Source organism: Enterocloster aldenensis (assembly GCF_003434055.1).
Classification (GTDB): domain Bacteria; phylum Bacillota; class Clostridia; order Lachnospirales; family Lachnospiraceae; genus Enterocloster; species Enterocloster aldenensis.
The window spans coordinates 36,798-53,143 of record NZ_QVEX01000008.1 but is presented as its reverse complement, the minus strand read 5'-3'; the positions used below and the strand labels follow the sequence as shown (position 1 = coordinate 53,143).

Sequence of the window (16,346 nt, the reverse complement as noted above, 5' to 3'; positions counted from 1 at the left end):
CAGGGCGGTGTGAGGCAGGACGGCGTATCAGGGCGTACGTATGGCGGGAATGGATTATCAAACACACCACGGAACGTGATATATTATAGAATGAACAGCAGGGAGCGAGACGGAAAATGGACGGAAAGACAAGAGTATGCGGGCTGATAGCAAACCCGGTGGAGCATTCCATGTCCCCATTGATGCAGAATTTTTATGCTGAGCGCACAGGTGTGAACCTGGCGTATGTGCCGTTTAAGGTTGAGAATGACAAGGTAGGTGATGCGGTCAGAGGCGCATTTGCCCTGAATATCCTGGGACTGAACGTGACGGTTCCGCATAAACAGCGGGTAATGGAGTACCTGGCGGATATGGATGAAGATGCCCGGGCAATCGGCGCTGTCAATACCCTGGTGCGGGTGCAGGATGGGTATAAGGGTTATAATACGGATGGGGCAGGTTTAAAACGCGCCCTGGATACGGCGGGAATCGGGATATGCAATGAAAACTGTATCCTTATCGGTGCGGGAGGCGCTGCCAAGGCAGCTGCTTATGTGCTGGCAAAGGGAGGCGCCAAATCCATCTACATACTGAACCGGAACCAGGAAAAGGCCGCGGGACTGGCAGGTTACATCAACGGGCTGATGGGCCGCGCCATAGCCTCGGCCCTGCCTCTTGACGGGTATGGCGGCCTGCCCCAGGTAAGGTCCGGTTATCTGGCGGTACAGTCCACCAGCGTGGGCATGTATCCAAATGGGGACCAGGCGGTGATAGGGGACCCGCGTTTTTACGAACTGATCCACACCGGTGTGGACATTGTATATACACCTGCCAGGACCAGGTTCATGGAACTGGTGGAGGAAGCTGGCGGCAGGTCGGTAAATGGCCTGGATATGCTGCTGTACCAGGGAATCATTGCATATGAACTGTGGAATCCCCAGGTGCAGGTGGACGATGAAACCATATGTATGGCAAGGCGGCTGATTGAGGAACAGCTGGCCGGGGCCAGGTCCAAACGCAACCTGATCCTCATTGGTTTCATGGGAGCGGGAAAAACCAGCGTGGGGCAGGCCTATGCCAGACAGTACGGGCTTCCCATCATTGACACGGACCAGAGGATTGAAGAGGCAGCAGGCATGGCCATTGCGGACATATTCGCCGCCCAGGGGGAGGATGCGTTCCGAAAGCTTGAGACAGGGGTCTTAAACCAGCTTCTGGCCCATACGGACCATGCCATCATATCCGTTGGGGGCGGACTTCCCTTAAGGGAAGAAAACCGGGCGCTCCTAAAACAGCTGGGCTGTGTGGTCTATCTGGACGTATCGCCGGAAACAGTGATGGAGCGGATTGGAGGGGATGTGTCTGACCGCCCCATGCTTCAGTCGGAGGATGTGGAGGGAAGAATCCGGGAACTTCTGTCCTTCCGCCGTCCGGTTTATGTGAAGGCCTCCCATATAGTTGTGGATGTAAATGGCCGGAAGGTGGATGAAATTGTAGAGGAAATCCATAAAAAGGCAGGGATATAGAAGAATTTTGGAGAAATTTACACTGCCAATAAAAAAAACCTTGAAAATGATGTCTACATAGTATAGAATATAAAAGATTAAAGACTTATTGGGCGCTGTGTCTGGCGCCGTGAACGAACTCAAGGAGGAATATCTTTATGATATCAGCAGGTGATTTTAGAAATGGTGTTACACTGGAAATTGATGGACAGGTTGTTCAGATATTGGAATTCCAGCATGTTAAGCCAGGCAAGGGCGCTGCCTTCGTGCGTACCAAACTTAAAAATGTAATCAACGGAGGCGTTGTAGAGCGCACCTTCCGTCCAACGGAAAAATTCCCGGCAGCAAGGATTGACAGGGTTGACATGCAGTACCTTTACGCTGACGGCGAGCTGTTTAACTTCATGAACCAGGAGACATACGACCAGGTTGCACTGAACAAGGATATCATCGGTGACGCCCTGAAGTTCGTTAAGGAGAATGAGGTATGTAAGGTTGTCTCTTACAACGGCAATGTATTTTCCGTGGAGCCTCCCCTGTTTGTAGAGTTAGAGATTACCGAGACAGAGCCAGGATTCAAGGGCGATACGGCACAGGGCGCCAGCAAGCCTGCAACTGTGGAAACCGGTGCAACCGTATACGTACCTTTATTCGTGGAGATTGGCGACAAGATTAAGATTGATACCAGGACCGGCGAGTATCTTTCACGTGTATAATGGTCTGTAGGAAAAGAGCTTAAAGATTGCTCCGGCGTCAGCCGGGGCACTTTTAGCTTTCCCGGAAGGAAATGTTAGAGCAAAGGAGAACGTGGATTGTGAAGAAAATTCTGGACTTAATGGAGCAGGAACTGAAACAGGCTTTTGAAGCCTGCGGGTATGAAGCAAAGTTCGCCAAGGTCGTACTGTCCAACCGGCCGGACCTGTGTGAATACCAGTGTAACGGCGCCATGGCGGCGGCCAAGGTATATAAGAAGAAACCCATTGATATTGCCGCGGCAGTGGTGGAGAAACTGACAGGCGCAAGTGCAGATGCGTCCGGTGCACAGGCAGGCAGCGCCCATCCTGTATTCAGCGAAGCAGTGGCCGTGATGCCTGGATTCATCAACCTGAAGGTGTCCGGGCAGTTCCTGGCTGAGTATATGCAAGGCATGGCTGCGGCGGATAAGCTGGGGCTGGAAGCGCCGGCAAAGCCTGAGACCGTGATGGTGGACTACGGCGGAGCCAATGTGGCAAAACCCCTTCATGTGGGTCATTTAAGGGCTGCAATCATTGGAGAGAGCATTAAGCGTATGGGCCGGTTCCTGGGACATAATACAATCGGGGACGTACATCTGGGCGACTGGGGCCTTCAGATGGGGCTGATTATTGAGGAGCTGAGGGACAGGAAGCCAGGGCTGGTATACTTTGACGAAGCCTTTGCAGGGGAGTTCCCGGCCGAGGCCCCATTTACCATCAGCGAGCTGGAAGAGATTTACCCGGCTGCCAGCGCCAAGTCAAAGACCGATGAGGCGTTTAAGGAAAGGGCCCATCAGGCGACCCTGAAGCTTCAGAAGGGATATGCCCCCTACCGGGCCATCTGGCAGCATATCATGTCCGTGTCCGTGGAGGATCTTAAGAAAAATTATTCCAACCTGAATGTGGAATTTGACCTGTGGAAGGGCGAAAGCGATGCGGAGCCATATATTGCGGACATGATCCAGATGCTGGTGGATAAAGGCCTGGCTTACGAAAGCCAGGGCGCCCTTGTGGTGGATGTGGCAGAGGAGACAGATACCAAGGAGATTCCTCCCTGTCTCATAAGGAAATCCGACGGCGCTTCCCTGTATGCCACCTCCGACCTTGCCACCATTGTTGAGCGTGAGCAGGACTTCCATCCGGACCGTTATATTTATGTGGTGGATAAACGCCAGGGCATGCATTTTGAACAGGTATTCCGGGTTGCCAAAAAAGCCGGTATCGTAAAACAGGACACACCTATGATATTCCTGGGATTCGGCACCATGAACGGCAGGGACGGCAAGCCCTTTAAGACCCGGGAGGGAGGCGTCATGCGCCTGGAGACCCTGATTGCAGAGATTAACGAAGCAGTGTACGCAAGGATAATGGAAGACGAAGAGCGCACCGTGTCCGAGGAAGAAGCCAGGAGGACGGCCGGCATCGTGGGCCTGGCAGCCCTTAAGTACGGCGACCTGTCCAATCAGGCTGTTAAGGATTACGTGTTTGATATCGAGCGTTTTACCGCATTTTCAGGAAACACAGGGCCTTACATCCTTTACACCATTGTGCGAATCAAATCCATCCTTAACAAATACAGGGAAAACGGCGGCATTGTCAGTGAAGAGGCACTGGAGAAGGACATCCTGCCGGCTGCCAATGACTCGGAGAAAGCGCTGATGCTTCTGATTTCCAGATACAATGAGGTGCTGGAATCCGGTTTTTCCGAGACAGCTCCCCATAAGATATGCCAGTACATTTATGAGCTGTCCAATGCATTTAACAGCTTTTATCATGAAACCAAGATTCTCACAGAGCCGGATGAAGCCAGGAAGGACAGCTTCATCGGTCTTATAACCCTTGCCAGGCGGGTACTGGAAACCTGCATCGGCCTGCTGGGAATCGAGGCGCCGGACCGCATGTAGAGGAACGCCGAAAGGAAGCGTCAGTCCAATGAAGATAGTCAGGATGAACACCAGCAGCTTCTGGAAAGGAGAGGCTGGTGTGAAAGGCCTGGTGGAAGACCAGGGCAAGACATATAATGTAACTTTATATTTAGGGAGTGGCCGTGTAAAGGATTACTCTTGTTCCTGCAAAGAGGGCAATTCTTATAAGGGCATGTGTGCCCATGGGGACGCCCTTTTTGCGTATTATAAACAGCAGAAGGAAGAAGAATCAAAGCCTCCCGTCCATACATCCAACCAGGCCCACACCATGATCCGTGAATACACCAACCGGGAGGTGGCCCAGATACTGGCCGAGGATGAGGCCGGACGGGTGAGCCTGGAACCGGTCCTTATCATAAGCGGCCGGGAGATGCGGCTGGAGTTTAAGGCTGGCATCAGCCGCTTTTATGTGCTGAAGGATTTGGGCGCGTTCAGGGAAGCAGTGGAAAGCGGGACTTATGTGGAGTATGGCAGGGATCTGGGGTTCCATCATCAGAAATCAGCTTTTGCGAAGGAAAGCCAGGGCCTGCTGTCCCTGCTCCTGGGGGTGACGGAGAACCAGAAGGCTGTGCGGGACATTGTCCTGAGCCGTATGAACAGGGACCGCTTTTTCGGTATGCTCACCGGACGGCAGATGGATGTGCAGCTGGCAGGAGGGATGCGCGCAAGGATGTCTGTGCTGGACGGGGACCCGGTCATGGTCATCCGGGTGTCCAGGTATGGAAGGGATGGTCTGAAGGTTTCCTTTGAGGGGCTTGCCCAGGAAAAAAAGGGTCAGCCAAACAGAATGAACGCCTGTTTCAAGGGGGAACGCCATCTCTATGCCATAACAGGAAACACGGTTTACTGCTGCAGTGAGACATTTACCATAACAGCAGGGCCTTTCCTGGAACAGATATCCAAGGAGCGGGAGGGATACGTGCTGATTGGGCAGAAGGATATCCCTCTTTTTTATGAGCGTGTGGTAAAGCATATAAGTCCTTACAGCCGTTTAATCCTGGAACAGGTGGATTTTGGGGAGTATGAACCGGAACCCCTCAGGGCGGCCTTCCGCTTTGACACCGGCGGACAGGGGGAGCTTCTCATGGAACCGGAGCTTTCTTACGGCGGGTACGTGTTCCATCCTCTGGAGGATGAGAACCTGCCTAAGACCATCTGCAGGGATGTGCCCGGTGAGTTCCGCGTGAGTCAGCTGATTAAGAAGTATTTTAAATACAGGGACCCAGAGGGAATCAAGCTGCTGATTAAGGAAGATGAGGATGCCATTTACCATCTCCTGGACGTGGGGATGGAGGAGTTCCGCTTAGTGGGCCAGGTCTATATATCAGAGAGCCTGAAACAGTGGAAGGTGGTCCCGTCCCCCAAGGTCAGCGTGGGGGCAGGGGTATCCTCGGGCTGGCTGGAACTGTCTGTGGACATGGGGGACCTGCAGAATGAAGAACTGTCCAAAATCCTGGCCGCCTACAGCCAGAAGAAAAAGTATTACAGGCTGAAAAGCGGACAGTTCCTGAAGCTGGAAGAAGGCGGCCTTTATGCGGTGGGCCGGATGGCCTCAGACCTTGGGATCAGCCGGAAAGACCTGCAGAAGGGGAAGTTCAGGCTTCCTGCTTACCGCGCCCTGTACCTAGACCACCTGATGAAGGAAAGTCCGGGGGTGGCATATTACAGGGACCAGATGTTAAAGGCCATGGTACGTGGAATCAAGTCAGTGGAGGACAGCGACTATCCTGTGCCGGAGAGCCTGCGGGGCGTGCTGCGGGAATACCAGCGGGTGGGCTACTGCTGGCTTAAGACACTGGACAGCTATGGGTTTGGGGGCATACTGGCTGACGATATGGGACTGGGAAAGACAATCCAGATTATTACGCTTCTTAAAGACGCTTATGGGACAGGGGAGCGGCAGCCATCCCTGATCATATGCCCGGCATCCCTGGTGTATAACTGGGAGCATGAAATCGGCAGATTCGCACCGGACCTGCGGGTGCTTTCCATTGTTGGGAACGGACCGGAGAGGGAAGCAAGGCTTGAGTCGGTCCGGGAGCAGTTATCAGGAGGAACAGGGGACGGCTGCCAGGTTCTGGTCACTTCCTATGACCTGCTTAAACGCGACATCCGGTTCTATGAGGACATCCATTTCCGCTATCAGGTCATTGACGAGGCGCAGTACATCAAGAATGCGGCCACCCAAAGCGCTAAAGCAGTCAAGGCCATTGATGTCAGGACCCGTTTTGCACTGACAGGGACACCGGTGGAGAACCGGCTCAGTGAAATCTGGAGCATATTTGATTACCTGATGCCGGGATTCCTGTTCGCTAGCCAGTACTTTAAAAAGGAATTTGAGAATCCCATTGTCAGGGACGGGGATGAGGATGCCCTCATAAGGCTGAGGCGCATCATCGGCCCGTTTGTGCTCAGGAGGGTGAAGAAGGATGTGCTGAAGGAGCTTCCTGACAAGCTGGAACAGGTGGTGTATTCAAACTTTGAGGGGGAGCAGAAGAAACTGTATGCAGCCAATGCCGTGAAACTGAAGGAAAAGCTGGAATCAGGGGGATTTGCCGAAACAGGGGACGGCAGGCTTCAGATACTGGCGGAGCTTATGCGTCTGAGGCAGCTTTGCTGCGACCCGCGGCTGTGTTATGAGAATTATAAAAGTGAATCTGCAAAGCTGGAAACCTGTATGGACCTGGTCCGCAGGGGTATCTCAGGAGAGCACAAGATCCTTTTGTTTTCCCAGTTCACATCCATGCTGGAACTGATTGAGAGGAGACTCATAAAGGAAGGCGTGGCCAGCCACAAGCTTACGGGGGCCACGTCCAAGGAAGAGCGGATCCGGATGGTGGGAGAGTTCCAGCGGGATGATGTCCCTGTATTCCTGATCAGCCTGAAGGCAGGGGGCACGGGCCTTAACCTGACCGCGGCTGATATTGTCATCCATTATGACCCATGGTGGAACGTGGCGGCCCAGAACCAGGCCACGGACAGGACCCACCGGATTGGCCAGGAAAAACAGGTTACGGTCTATAAACTCATTACACGAAATACCATAGAAGAGAATATCTTAAAGCTTCAGGAGTCCAAACAATATCTGGCGGACCAGATCGTGACCGAAGGCACGGTCAGTTTTGGCAGCCTGACCAAGGAAGATATCCTGAACATAGTAACCCAGGAGGTAGAGGAATGAAAGTATTGATGTTAAACGGAAGCCCTCATGAAAAGGGATGTACCTACACAGCGCTCATGGAGGTGGCGGGAGAACTTGAGAAAGCCGGAATCCAGACGGAAATCATGCATGTCGGCGGAGATCTGGTTCACGGCTGCATGGGCTGCGGCGCCTGCTCCAAGCTGGGAAGATGCATTTATAGCCAAGACAAGGTCAATGAGGCAGTGGAAAAGATGAAGGAATCCCAAGGACTCATTGTTGGCTCCCCGGTGCACTATGCGTCTGCGGGAGGCGCCGTCACCTCCTTCCTGGACCGGTTCTTCTATTCAGGCGGCGCATATGCCGCCCATAAGCCGGCAGCAGCAGTTGCATCCGCCCGCCGGGCAGGCACCACGGCCACCCTGGACCAGTTGAATAAGTATTTCATGATTTCACAGATGCCTGTGGTGTCTTCCCAGTACTGGAACATGGTACACGGAGGATGTCCGGAAGATGTGAAAAAGGATGAGGAAGGCCTTCAGATCATGCGGGTACTGGGCCGCAACATGGCGTGGCTGCTACAATCCATTGAGGCAGGGAAGGCATCGGGAATCGCTGTGCCGGATATGGAAAAGGAAAAGAAGAGGACGAATTTCATACGGTAGCTGATAGTGGATTTTTATGGCAGGGGCCGCGACCATGGGGGTGCGGTCCCTGTCTTTTCCTTTCCTTCAGGGAAAGGCGGGGATTCCCCAAGGATACCCTTGATTTTTTTTCCTAACTGCGTTATACTATGCTAATGGTTAATTAGCTAACTATCAATTAACTAATCATCTATCAGCTGCCCAACGACCCGCTGCCCAATGACCAGGTACCCAATGACTAGCTAATCAACGACCAGCTATCCAACGACCAGCTGCCCATAAACGGACTGATTACAAAAAAGTCCATCATAAAGCAGCCGTCTATTCATAAACAGATACAATGGAAAAGGAGGAATCATCCCATGAAGGAACCAGAATCCAGATGGCCCTTTGACTCACCGGAGCACCGGCTTATTGAGAAGTATATCCGCGTAACACGTTTGCACCGCAGTGTGATTGAGCACCGGCTGGAGGGAACCGGTGTGTACCGCAGCCAGCATCAGATCCTTATGTTCGCATCCCATAACCCGAATGTTTCCCAGAAGGACCTGGCTGAAATGTACGGTGTGTCAGGGGCCACCATGGCTGTCTCACTTAAGAAGCTGGAAAAGGGCGGTTATATTAATCGGCTGGTGGACCAGCATGATAACCGCTGCAACCAGATATGCATCACAGAAAAGGGCAGGAAAGTGGTGGAGGAGAGCGTTTTGATATTCCAACGTTTGGAACGCTGTATGTTTGAAGGGTTTTCAGAACATGATATGGATGTATTGGGGAATCTGCTGGACCGGATTTACGGCAATCTGGACCAGGATTTAAAAGACGGTCCCATTGAAACAGAACACGGCCCAATAGAAGCAGGACACAATCCCATTGAAACGGAAAGAGAGGAGAACTAAGTGAAGCGTTATAAAAAATATATGACTCCATATCTAAGCGCATTCATCATAGGCCCCTTGCTGATGCTCACAGAGGTATTTGGCGAGATCATGCTGCCAAAGCTCATGTCCCTTATCATTAACAACGGGGTTGCGGAGCGGGATATCCATTATATCATGACCATTGGGGCCATCATGGTGCTCACCACATCCGTGATGGCTGTGGGGGGAATCGGCGGCGCTTATTTCTCGGCCAAGGCATCCATCTGCTTTACCAGCGATTTAAGGGAGGACCTGTTTGCCAAGGTACAGGAGTTTTCCTTTAAAAATATTGATACCTATTCCACCGGCTCCCTTGTCACCAGGCTGACCAATGACATCCAGCAGATCCAGAATGTAATCATGATGGGGCTGCGCCTGATGCTCCGGGCCCCGGGCATGTTTGTGGGCGCCCTTATCATGGCATTCATCATGAACGCCAGGCTGGCCGTTGTCATACTGGTGGTCATCCCGCTTTTGAGCCTGGCCATTGCCCTTATACTGCGGACCGCATTTCCCAGGTTTACCAGGATGCAGGAAAAGCTGGACCGCCTCAATTCCGGAATCCAGGAGGCGCTGACCAATGTGCGTGTGATTAAGTCTTTTGTCCGGGAGGATTTTGAGGAGGATAGATTCAGGGAAATGAACCAGGACTTAAAGGAATCCAGCCTGAACGCCATGAAGATTGTCATAGCAACCATGCCCGTGATGATGCTGGCCATGAACATCACCACCCTGGCTGTGGTGTGGTATGGGGGAAATATCATCATTGCAGGGGACATGCCTGTGGGAAACCTGACTGCATTTACCACCTATATCGTGCAGATCCTCATGTCGCTGATGATGCTCTCCATGGTATTCCTCCAGAGTTCCAGGGCCATGGCAAGCTTAAAGCGTGTAAATGAGGTCATGGACACCCGGATTGACTTAAAGGACGACCACGCATCCCATAAGGAACTACAGGTGATAGAGGGCAGGGTGGAATTCAGGCATGTGGATTTCAGCTATACGGGCAGTGAGGATGAACTGGTCCTGGAGGACATATCCTTTACAGCAAGACCGGGACAGACCGTGGGCATCATCGGTTCCACGGGCAGCGGCAAGACCTCCCTGGTACAGATGATCCCAAGGCTGTATGACGTGACAAAGGGCCAGGTCCTGGTGGACGGGGTGGATGTAAGGGAATATTCCCTGAGGAACCTGCGCCAGGGCGTGGGCATGGTCCTGCAGAAGAACGTCCTGTTTTCCGGGACCATAGAAGAAAACCTGCGCTGGGGCAAGGAGGACGCCACGGAGGAAGAGATACGGGAAATGGCGGCAAGCGCCCAGGCAGACGGGTTTGTCACCTCCTTCACCAATGGATATGATACGGATATGGGACAGGGAGGCGTGAATGTATCAGGAGGTCAGAAGCAGAGGCTCTGTATTGCAAGGGCTTTGCTGAAACGTCCAAGAATCCTCATATTGGACGACAGCACCAGCGCCGTGGACACTGCCACCGAGGCAAAAATCAGGGAATGTTTCCGTACCACGTTAAAGGATACCACCAAAATCATCATTGCCCAGAGAATTGGCTCAGTGGAAGAGGCAGACCTGATATTGGTACTGGACGATGGACGGATAATCGGCCAGGGCACCCATGAGGAGCTGCTCAAGGGCTGCGGGGCATACCAGGAAATCTATTACTCCCAGAGGGACCGTGAAAAAGAGGAGGTGGGCGCTTCATGAGCGGACAGGATGAAAGAGAACAGCATACAATAGAAAGTCTGAAACGCCGCTATGGGCGCACACCGGCCTCCGCGCCAAAGAGAGGCCCCATGGGAGGCCGCCACGGGGCTGCCAGGATGGCTTCTCCGGGCGGGAGGATGCCACGGGGGAGCAGACAGACCATAGTCCGCCTGATGCATTATCTGAACGAGGATAAACCAAGGATGATCCTTGCTTTTTTCTGCGTTATCGTGAACACGGCGGCAACCCTGGCAGGATCCTACATGCTGCGGCCCATCATTAATACCTTCATTGCCCCACCTGACGGAAGGCCTGGCAATCCGGAAGGGCTTTTTGAAGCGCTGACAGCCCTGGCCGTGATCTTTGTGGCAGGCGTCATCGCAAACTACGCCCAGGCCAGGATCATGCTGACCGTTGCGCAGAATGCACTTCAGAAAATACGCAATGATTTGTTCGGGAAAATGCAGAAGCTGCCGGTCCGTTTCTATGATACCAATTCAAGCGGGGACCTGATGAGCCGATTTACCAATGACGTGGACACCATCGGGCAGATGCTAAGCAGCACCCTGGTGCAGCTGTTTTCCGGCGCCTTAAGTATTGTGGGTACCCTGGCCCTGATGCTTTATACCAATGTGATACTGACCCTGGTTACCGTAATCCTCATACCGCTCATGATGAAGGCCGGCGGCGCTGTGGCCGGACGGAGCCAGAAGTATTTCACGGCCCAGCAGACATCCCTTGGGGCTGTGAACGGTTATATAGAAGAAACCGTGACCGGACAGAAGGTGGTTAAGGTGTTCTGCCATGAGGACACGGCAAAGGAGGAATTTAGGATCCTCAACCGGGATTTGAGGAACAACCAGATACGGGCCCAGTTTTTTGGCGGCATCATGGGTCCGGTCATGGGCAGTTTAAGCCAGATCAATTATTCACTGACAGCCTGTATCGGCGGGCTGCTGTGTGTGCTCAGGGGATTTGACGTGGGAGGGCTTACGGTGTTCCTCAATTTTTCCAGACAGTTTTCCCGCCCCATAAACGAGATTTCCATGCAGGTGAGCAATGTGTTCTCGGCGCTGGCAGGGGCCCAGCGGGTGTTCGCGGTCATGGACCAGGAGCCGGAGCCGGCCGACCATGAGGACGCAGTGGTCCCTGATCCCATGAAAGGCCATGTGGTCCTTGACCATGTGTACTTTGGATATGAGCCGGATAAGGTAATCCTTAAGGATATTAACCTTTACGCCAGGCCGGGGCAGAAAATCGCTTTTGTGGGTTCCACCGGGGCCGGCAAAACCACCATCACCAACCTGCTGAACCGTTTTTATGATATACGGTCCGGCGCCATCACCATTGACGGGGTGGATATACGGCACATGAAAAGGGATGGGCTGCGAAGGAACATTGCCATGGTGCTTCAGGACACCCATCTGTTTACAGGCACCGTCATGGAGAATATACGTTACGGCAGGCTTGACGCCACGGACGAAGAGGTAATCCAGGCAGCCAGGACCGCGTTTGCCCACTCCTTCATCATGCGTCTTCCCCAGGGATACCATACCATGCTGGAAGGGGACGGGGCCAATTTAAGCCAGGGCCAGAGGCAGCTTCTTAATATTGCCAGGGCAGCCATTTCCAAGGCCCCGGTGCTCATACTGGACGAGGCCACCAGTTCCGTGGATACCAGGACGGAAAAGCATATTGAGCGCGGCATGGACCGGCTCATGGCTGACCGCACCACCTTTGTCATTGCCCACCGCCTGTCAACGGTACGCGGGGCCGATGCCATCATGGTCCTGGAACAGGGGGAAATCATTGAGCGGGGAAGCCATGATGAACTTCTGGCCATGAGGGGGCGGTACTATGAATTGTACACGGGCATGAAAGAACTGGATTAATTGCCATGAAATTAACATATAAATTAAAAAAATAACGATTAAATTCTGTATTGTATACAATGTATATTTATGCTATACTAAGTTGGTGAATTCGGGAAGGGACCAGGCAGCTCTTCCCGTATTCCGGCGTTTACCGGCGGCATTGCCGCCAAAGGAATATTATGAAAGAAAGAGGGAGAGAATCCATGGGTTTGGCGACTTTTATAGGCGGCATCCATCCGTATGAGGGAAAAGAGCTGTCAGAAAACAAACCGGTACAGGTTCTGATGCCAAAGGGCGATCTGGTGTATCCTATGTCACAGCATATCGGTGCACCTGCAAAACCGCTGGTGGCAAAAGGGGACCATATACTGGCTGGCCAGAAGATTGGAGAAGCAGGCGGTTTCATATCAGCCAATGTCATTGCTTCCGTATCAGGAACAGTGAAAGCCATTGAGCCGAGACGTATGGCAAACGGGGCAATGGTACCCTCCATTATCGTGGAAAATGATGGGGAATATAAGACAATTGAAGGAGTGGGGGAGGACAGGGATCCCTCCGGGCTTTCCAAGGAAGAAATCCGTAGTATTGTAAAAGAAGCAGGTATTGTAGGTCTGGGAGGGGCAGGTTTCCCGACGCATGTCAAGCTGACCCCCAAGGACGAGAATGCCATTGAGTACATACTGGTAAACGGCGCTGAGTGTGAACCGTACCTTACCAGCGATTACCGCATGATGCTGGAAGAGCCCGAGAAGATTGTGGGCGGCTTAAAGGTAATCCTGCAGCTGTTTGATAACGCAAAGGGCGTGATCGGCATTGAGAACAACAAGCCCGAGGCCATTAAGATTTTAACGGAACTTGTTAAGGACGAACCGCGTATCACTGTTTGCCCCCTTCTCACAAAGTATCCTCAGGGCGGCGAGCGTTCCCTGATTTATGCTGTCACGGGCAGGAAGGTCAACTCCTCCATGCTTCCGGCTGATGCAGGATGTATTGTGGATAACATTGATACCGTGATTGCCATCTACATGGCAGTGTGCAAAAGAACCCCTCTGATGCGCAAGATCATTACCGTTACCGGCGATGCGGTGGCAGACCCCAGGAACTTTAATGTAAAACTGGGAACCAACTACCAGGAACTGCTGGAAGCTGCCGGCGGTTTTAAGACAGAGCCGGAGAAAATCATATCCGGAGGCCCCATGATGGGACAGGCGCTGTTTGGCCTTGATATACCGGTAAGCAAGACTTCATCCGCACTGACCTGCTTCACAAAGGACCAGGTAGCTGAGATGGAGCCTTCTGCGTGCATACGCTGCGGCAAGTGTGTCAGCGTATGTCCAAGCCACATCATTCCCGTGATGATGATGCAGGCAGCCCTGAGGGATGACTGTGACACCTTTGAGAAATTAAACGGTATGGAGTGTATGGAATGCGGAAGCTGCACCTATGTATGTCCGGCTAAGCGTCCGCTCACACAGGCATTTAAGGAAATGCGCAAGACGGTTGCGGCTAACCGCAGGAAGAAAGGGTAGGAGGGGACTTAAGAAATGAGTAAATTATTAAATGTATCGTCATCCCCGCATGTGAGAAGCCATGAGACCACCCACAGCATCATGCTGGATGTGGCCATTGCCATGTTGCCTGCATCTGCGTTCGGCGTATATCATTTCGGCTTACATGCATTATTAGTATTGATTGTCACGGTTGCGGCCTGTATGCTCAGCGAATACCTGTATGAAAAGCTGATGAAGAAGCCAAATACCTTATATGACTGCAGCGCCCTGGTTACAGGTATGATCCTGGCGCTGAACATGCCTCCGGAAATCCCGGTATGGATACCGGCCCTGGGCGGCGTATTTGCCATCATCGTGGTTAAGCAGCTCTACGGCGGCCTGGGACAGAACTTCATGAACCCGGCCCTGGCAGCAAGATGTTTCCTTCTGATTTCCTTTGCAGGCAAGATGACCAACTTCAGCTACAGCGGCTTTGACGGCATCTCCGGGGCAACGCCCCTGGCCGTGCTTAAGAGCGGCGGGACAGTGGATATCCCTGCCATGTTCGTGGGCAACATCCCGGGAACCATCGGTGAGGTATCGGTCATCGCCCTGCTGGCAGGCGCTGCCTATCTTCTGGTTAAGAAGGTAATCTCCATCCGTATCCCGGCAGCATACATATTGACGGTTGTTGTATTTGCAGCCCTTTTTGGGGGACATGGATTGGATGTGAATTATATCCTGGCCCATCTGTGCGGCGGCGGACTTATCTTTGGCGCGTTCTTTATGGCCACCGACTATGTGACCAGCCCGATTACGCCAAAGGGGCAGATTGCATTCGGTATCCTTTTAGGCGTGCTCACCGGACTGTTCCGTATTTTCGGCGGTTCTGCGGAAGGCGTTTCCTATGCAATCATCATCAGCAACATCCTTGTGCCGCTGATTGAAAAAATCACCCTTCCCAAGGCATTTGGAAAGGAGGGCAGGTAATTATGAGTAAAGCAGGATTTATGAAAGACGCAGCCATCCTTTTTGGCATCACATTGGTTTCCGGCTGTCTTCTCGGCGGCGTATACCAGGTGACAAAGGAACCCATTGCCCAGGCCACCATCGCGGCCAACAACAAGGCATACAAGGCCGTGTTTAACGAAGCAGAGACCTTTGAATCCGATGAGACCCTGACCGCTGCCATCGAGGGCTGCAACGCAGACCTGGCAGGCATGGATTTCGGCGGGGTGGAAGTGGAGAACGTGTTAAAGGCAGTAGACGCATCCGGCAATGAACTGGGATTTGTGATTACATCCCTTTCCAATGACAGCTACGGCGGGGTGGTGAAGCTGTCCGTCGGCCTTAAGGAAGACGGTACCATCACAGGAATCGAGTTCCTGGAAATCAACGACACCCCAGGCCTTGGCCTTAAGGCCAAGGAACCCGCATTCAAGGATCAGTTTACAGGCAAGAATGCACAATCCTTAAGTGTCACGAAGTCAGGTAATGCAGATGACACCCAGATTAATGCAATCAGCGGCGCCACCATTACCAGCAGTGCAACAACCAACGCAGTCAATGCAGCCTTATATTATCTGCATAACTGTGTCAATGAATAGGAGGTGGGATGATGAATAACTGTTCAGAACGTTTATATAACGGTATTGTGAAAGAAAACCCTACCTTCGTCCTGATGCTTGGTATGTGTCCGACCCTGGCCGTGACCACATCAGCTGTCAACGGTCTTGGTATGGGACTTTCCACCACCGTGGTTTTACTTTTTTCCAATATGATAATTTCAGCCCTTCGCAAGATCATACCGGACCGTGTGCGTATCCCGGCCTATATCGTTATCGTGGCTTCCCTGGTTACCATCGTACAGCTGCTGCTTCAGGCCTATGTGCCAAGCCTTTACGCTGCGCTTGGTATCTATATCCCGCTGATCGTGGTTAACTGTATCATCCTTGGCCGCGCAGAGTCCTATGCGTCCAAGAACGGACCGGTGGTATCCACATTTGACGGTATCGGCATGGGCCTTGGTTTTACCATCGCCCTTACCTGCATCGGCGTTGTCCGTGAAATCCTGGGCTCCGGCGCTGTATTCGGCAACGTGGTCATCCCTGAGGACTACCACATCGCAATCTTTGTGCTGGCTCCCGGCGCATTCTTTGTGCTGGCAATCCTCACGGCCCTTCAGAACAAGTTCAAGGCGCCGTCTGCAACCAATGGTTCCGTGCCACAGTCCAAGCTGGCCTGCGGCGGCAATTGTATGGAGTGCTCCGGTTCCTCCTGCATGTCCAACCATGAAGTCCTGGAGACCAGGAAGCGTCAGGCAGAGGAGAAGGCACTGGCAGCCAAGAAGGCAGCCGTGGCAAAGAAGGAAGCAGAGCTTAAGTCAGCTACTTCCAAGAAAGAAAATTAGG

Annotated in this window: 12 protein-coding genes; all 12 read left to right on the top strand. The window is 52.7% G+C overall.

The window, feature by feature from the left end:
• The first annotated feature begins 116 nt into the window (after window positions 1-116).
• The 12 genes from aroE (at window position 117) to rsxE (ending at window position 16,345) form a co-directional block, all read left to right on the top strand.
• Window positions 117-1,505, top strand: coding sequence for a shikimate dehydrogenase (gene aroE / locus DWX59_RS16605; RefSeq protein ID WP_117560341.1), 1,389 nt, complete (start codon window positions 117-119; stop codon window positions 1,503-1,505).
• Between the two features lie 137 nt (window positions 1,506-1,642).
• Window positions 1,643-2,200, top strand: a complete 558-nt coding sequence (gene efp / locus DWX59_RS16600; RefSeq protein WP_117560340.1) for an elongation factor P — start codon at window positions 1,643-1,645, stop codon at window positions 2,198-2,200.
• Window positions 2,201-2,298: 98 nt separating this feature from the next.
• On the top strand, window positions 2,299-4,122 hold the full coding sequence (gene argS, locus DWX59_RS16595) for an arginine--tRNA ligase (RefSeq protein ID WP_117560339.1): 1,824 nt from the start codon (window positions 2,299-2,301) through the stop codon (window positions 4,120-4,122).
• Window positions 4,123-4,150: 28 nt separating this feature from the next.
• Window positions 4,151-7,324 carry a DEAD/DEAH box helicase gene (locus DWX59_RS16590; protein ID WP_117560338.1) on the top strand — a complete coding sequence of 1,058 codons (3,174 nt, stop codon included), beginning with the start codon at window positions 4,151-4,153 and terminating at the stop codon, window positions 7,322-7,324.
• The gene (locus DWX59_RS16585) at window positions 7,321-7,947 is read left to right on the top strand and encodes a flavodoxin family protein (protein ID WP_117560337.1); all 627 of its coding nucleotides are present in this window, start codon (window positions 7,321-7,323) and stop codon (window positions 7,945-7,947) included. The genes DWX59_RS16590 and DWX59_RS16585 overlap by 4 nt, the downstream gene beginning before the upstream one ends.
• A 341-nt stretch (window positions 7,948-8,288) precedes the next feature.
• Window positions 8,289-8,825 (top strand): MarR family winged helix-turn-helix transcriptional regulator, encoded by a 537-nt coding sequence (locus DWX59_RS16580; protein WP_117560336.1) that lies wholly within the window; start codon window positions 8,289-8,291, stop codon window positions 8,823-8,825.
• Complete coding sequence (locus DWX59_RS16575) at window positions 8,826-10,571, top strand: ABC transporter ATP-binding protein (RefSeq protein ID WP_117560335.1); 1,746 nt, start codon at window positions 8,826-8,828, stop codon at window positions 10,569-10,571.
• Window positions 10,568-12,463 carry an ABC transporter ATP-binding protein gene (locus DWX59_RS16570; RefSeq protein WP_117560334.1) on the top strand — a complete coding sequence of 632 codons (1,896 nt, stop codon included), beginning with the start codon at window positions 10,568-10,570 and terminating at the stop codon, window positions 12,461-12,463. Before DWX59_RS16575 ends, DWX59_RS16570 begins: the two co-directional genes overlap by 4 nt.
• 185 nt (window positions 12,464-12,648) lie before the next feature.
• Complete coding sequence (rsxC, locus tag DWX59_RS16565) at window positions 12,649-13,974, top strand: electron transport complex subunit RsxC (RefSeq protein ID WP_117560333.1); 1,326 nt, start codon at window positions 12,649-12,651, stop codon at window positions 13,972-13,974.
• 15 nt (window positions 13,975-13,989) lie between these two features.
• Window positions 13,990-14,925: an RnfABCDGE type electron transport complex subunit D gene (locus DWX59_RS16560; protein ID WP_117560332.1), complete on the top strand. Its 936-nt coding sequence runs from the start codon at window positions 13,990-13,992 to the stop codon at window positions 14,923-14,925.
• A 2-nt stretch (window positions 14,926-14,927) separates the two neighbouring features.
• Window positions 14,928-15,542 (top strand): RnfABCDGE type electron transport complex subunit G, encoded by a 615-nt coding sequence (locus DWX59_RS16555; RefSeq protein WP_117560331.1) that lies wholly within the window; start codon window positions 14,928-14,930, stop codon window positions 15,540-15,542.
• 11 nt (window positions 15,543-15,553) lie between these two features.
• Entirely contained in the window at window positions 15,554-16,345 is a 792-nt protein-coding gene (gene rsxE / locus DWX59_RS16550; RefSeq protein WP_117560330.1) for an electron transport complex subunit RsxE, read from the top strand.
• The last annotated feature ends 1 nt before the right edge of the window (window position 16,346 follow it).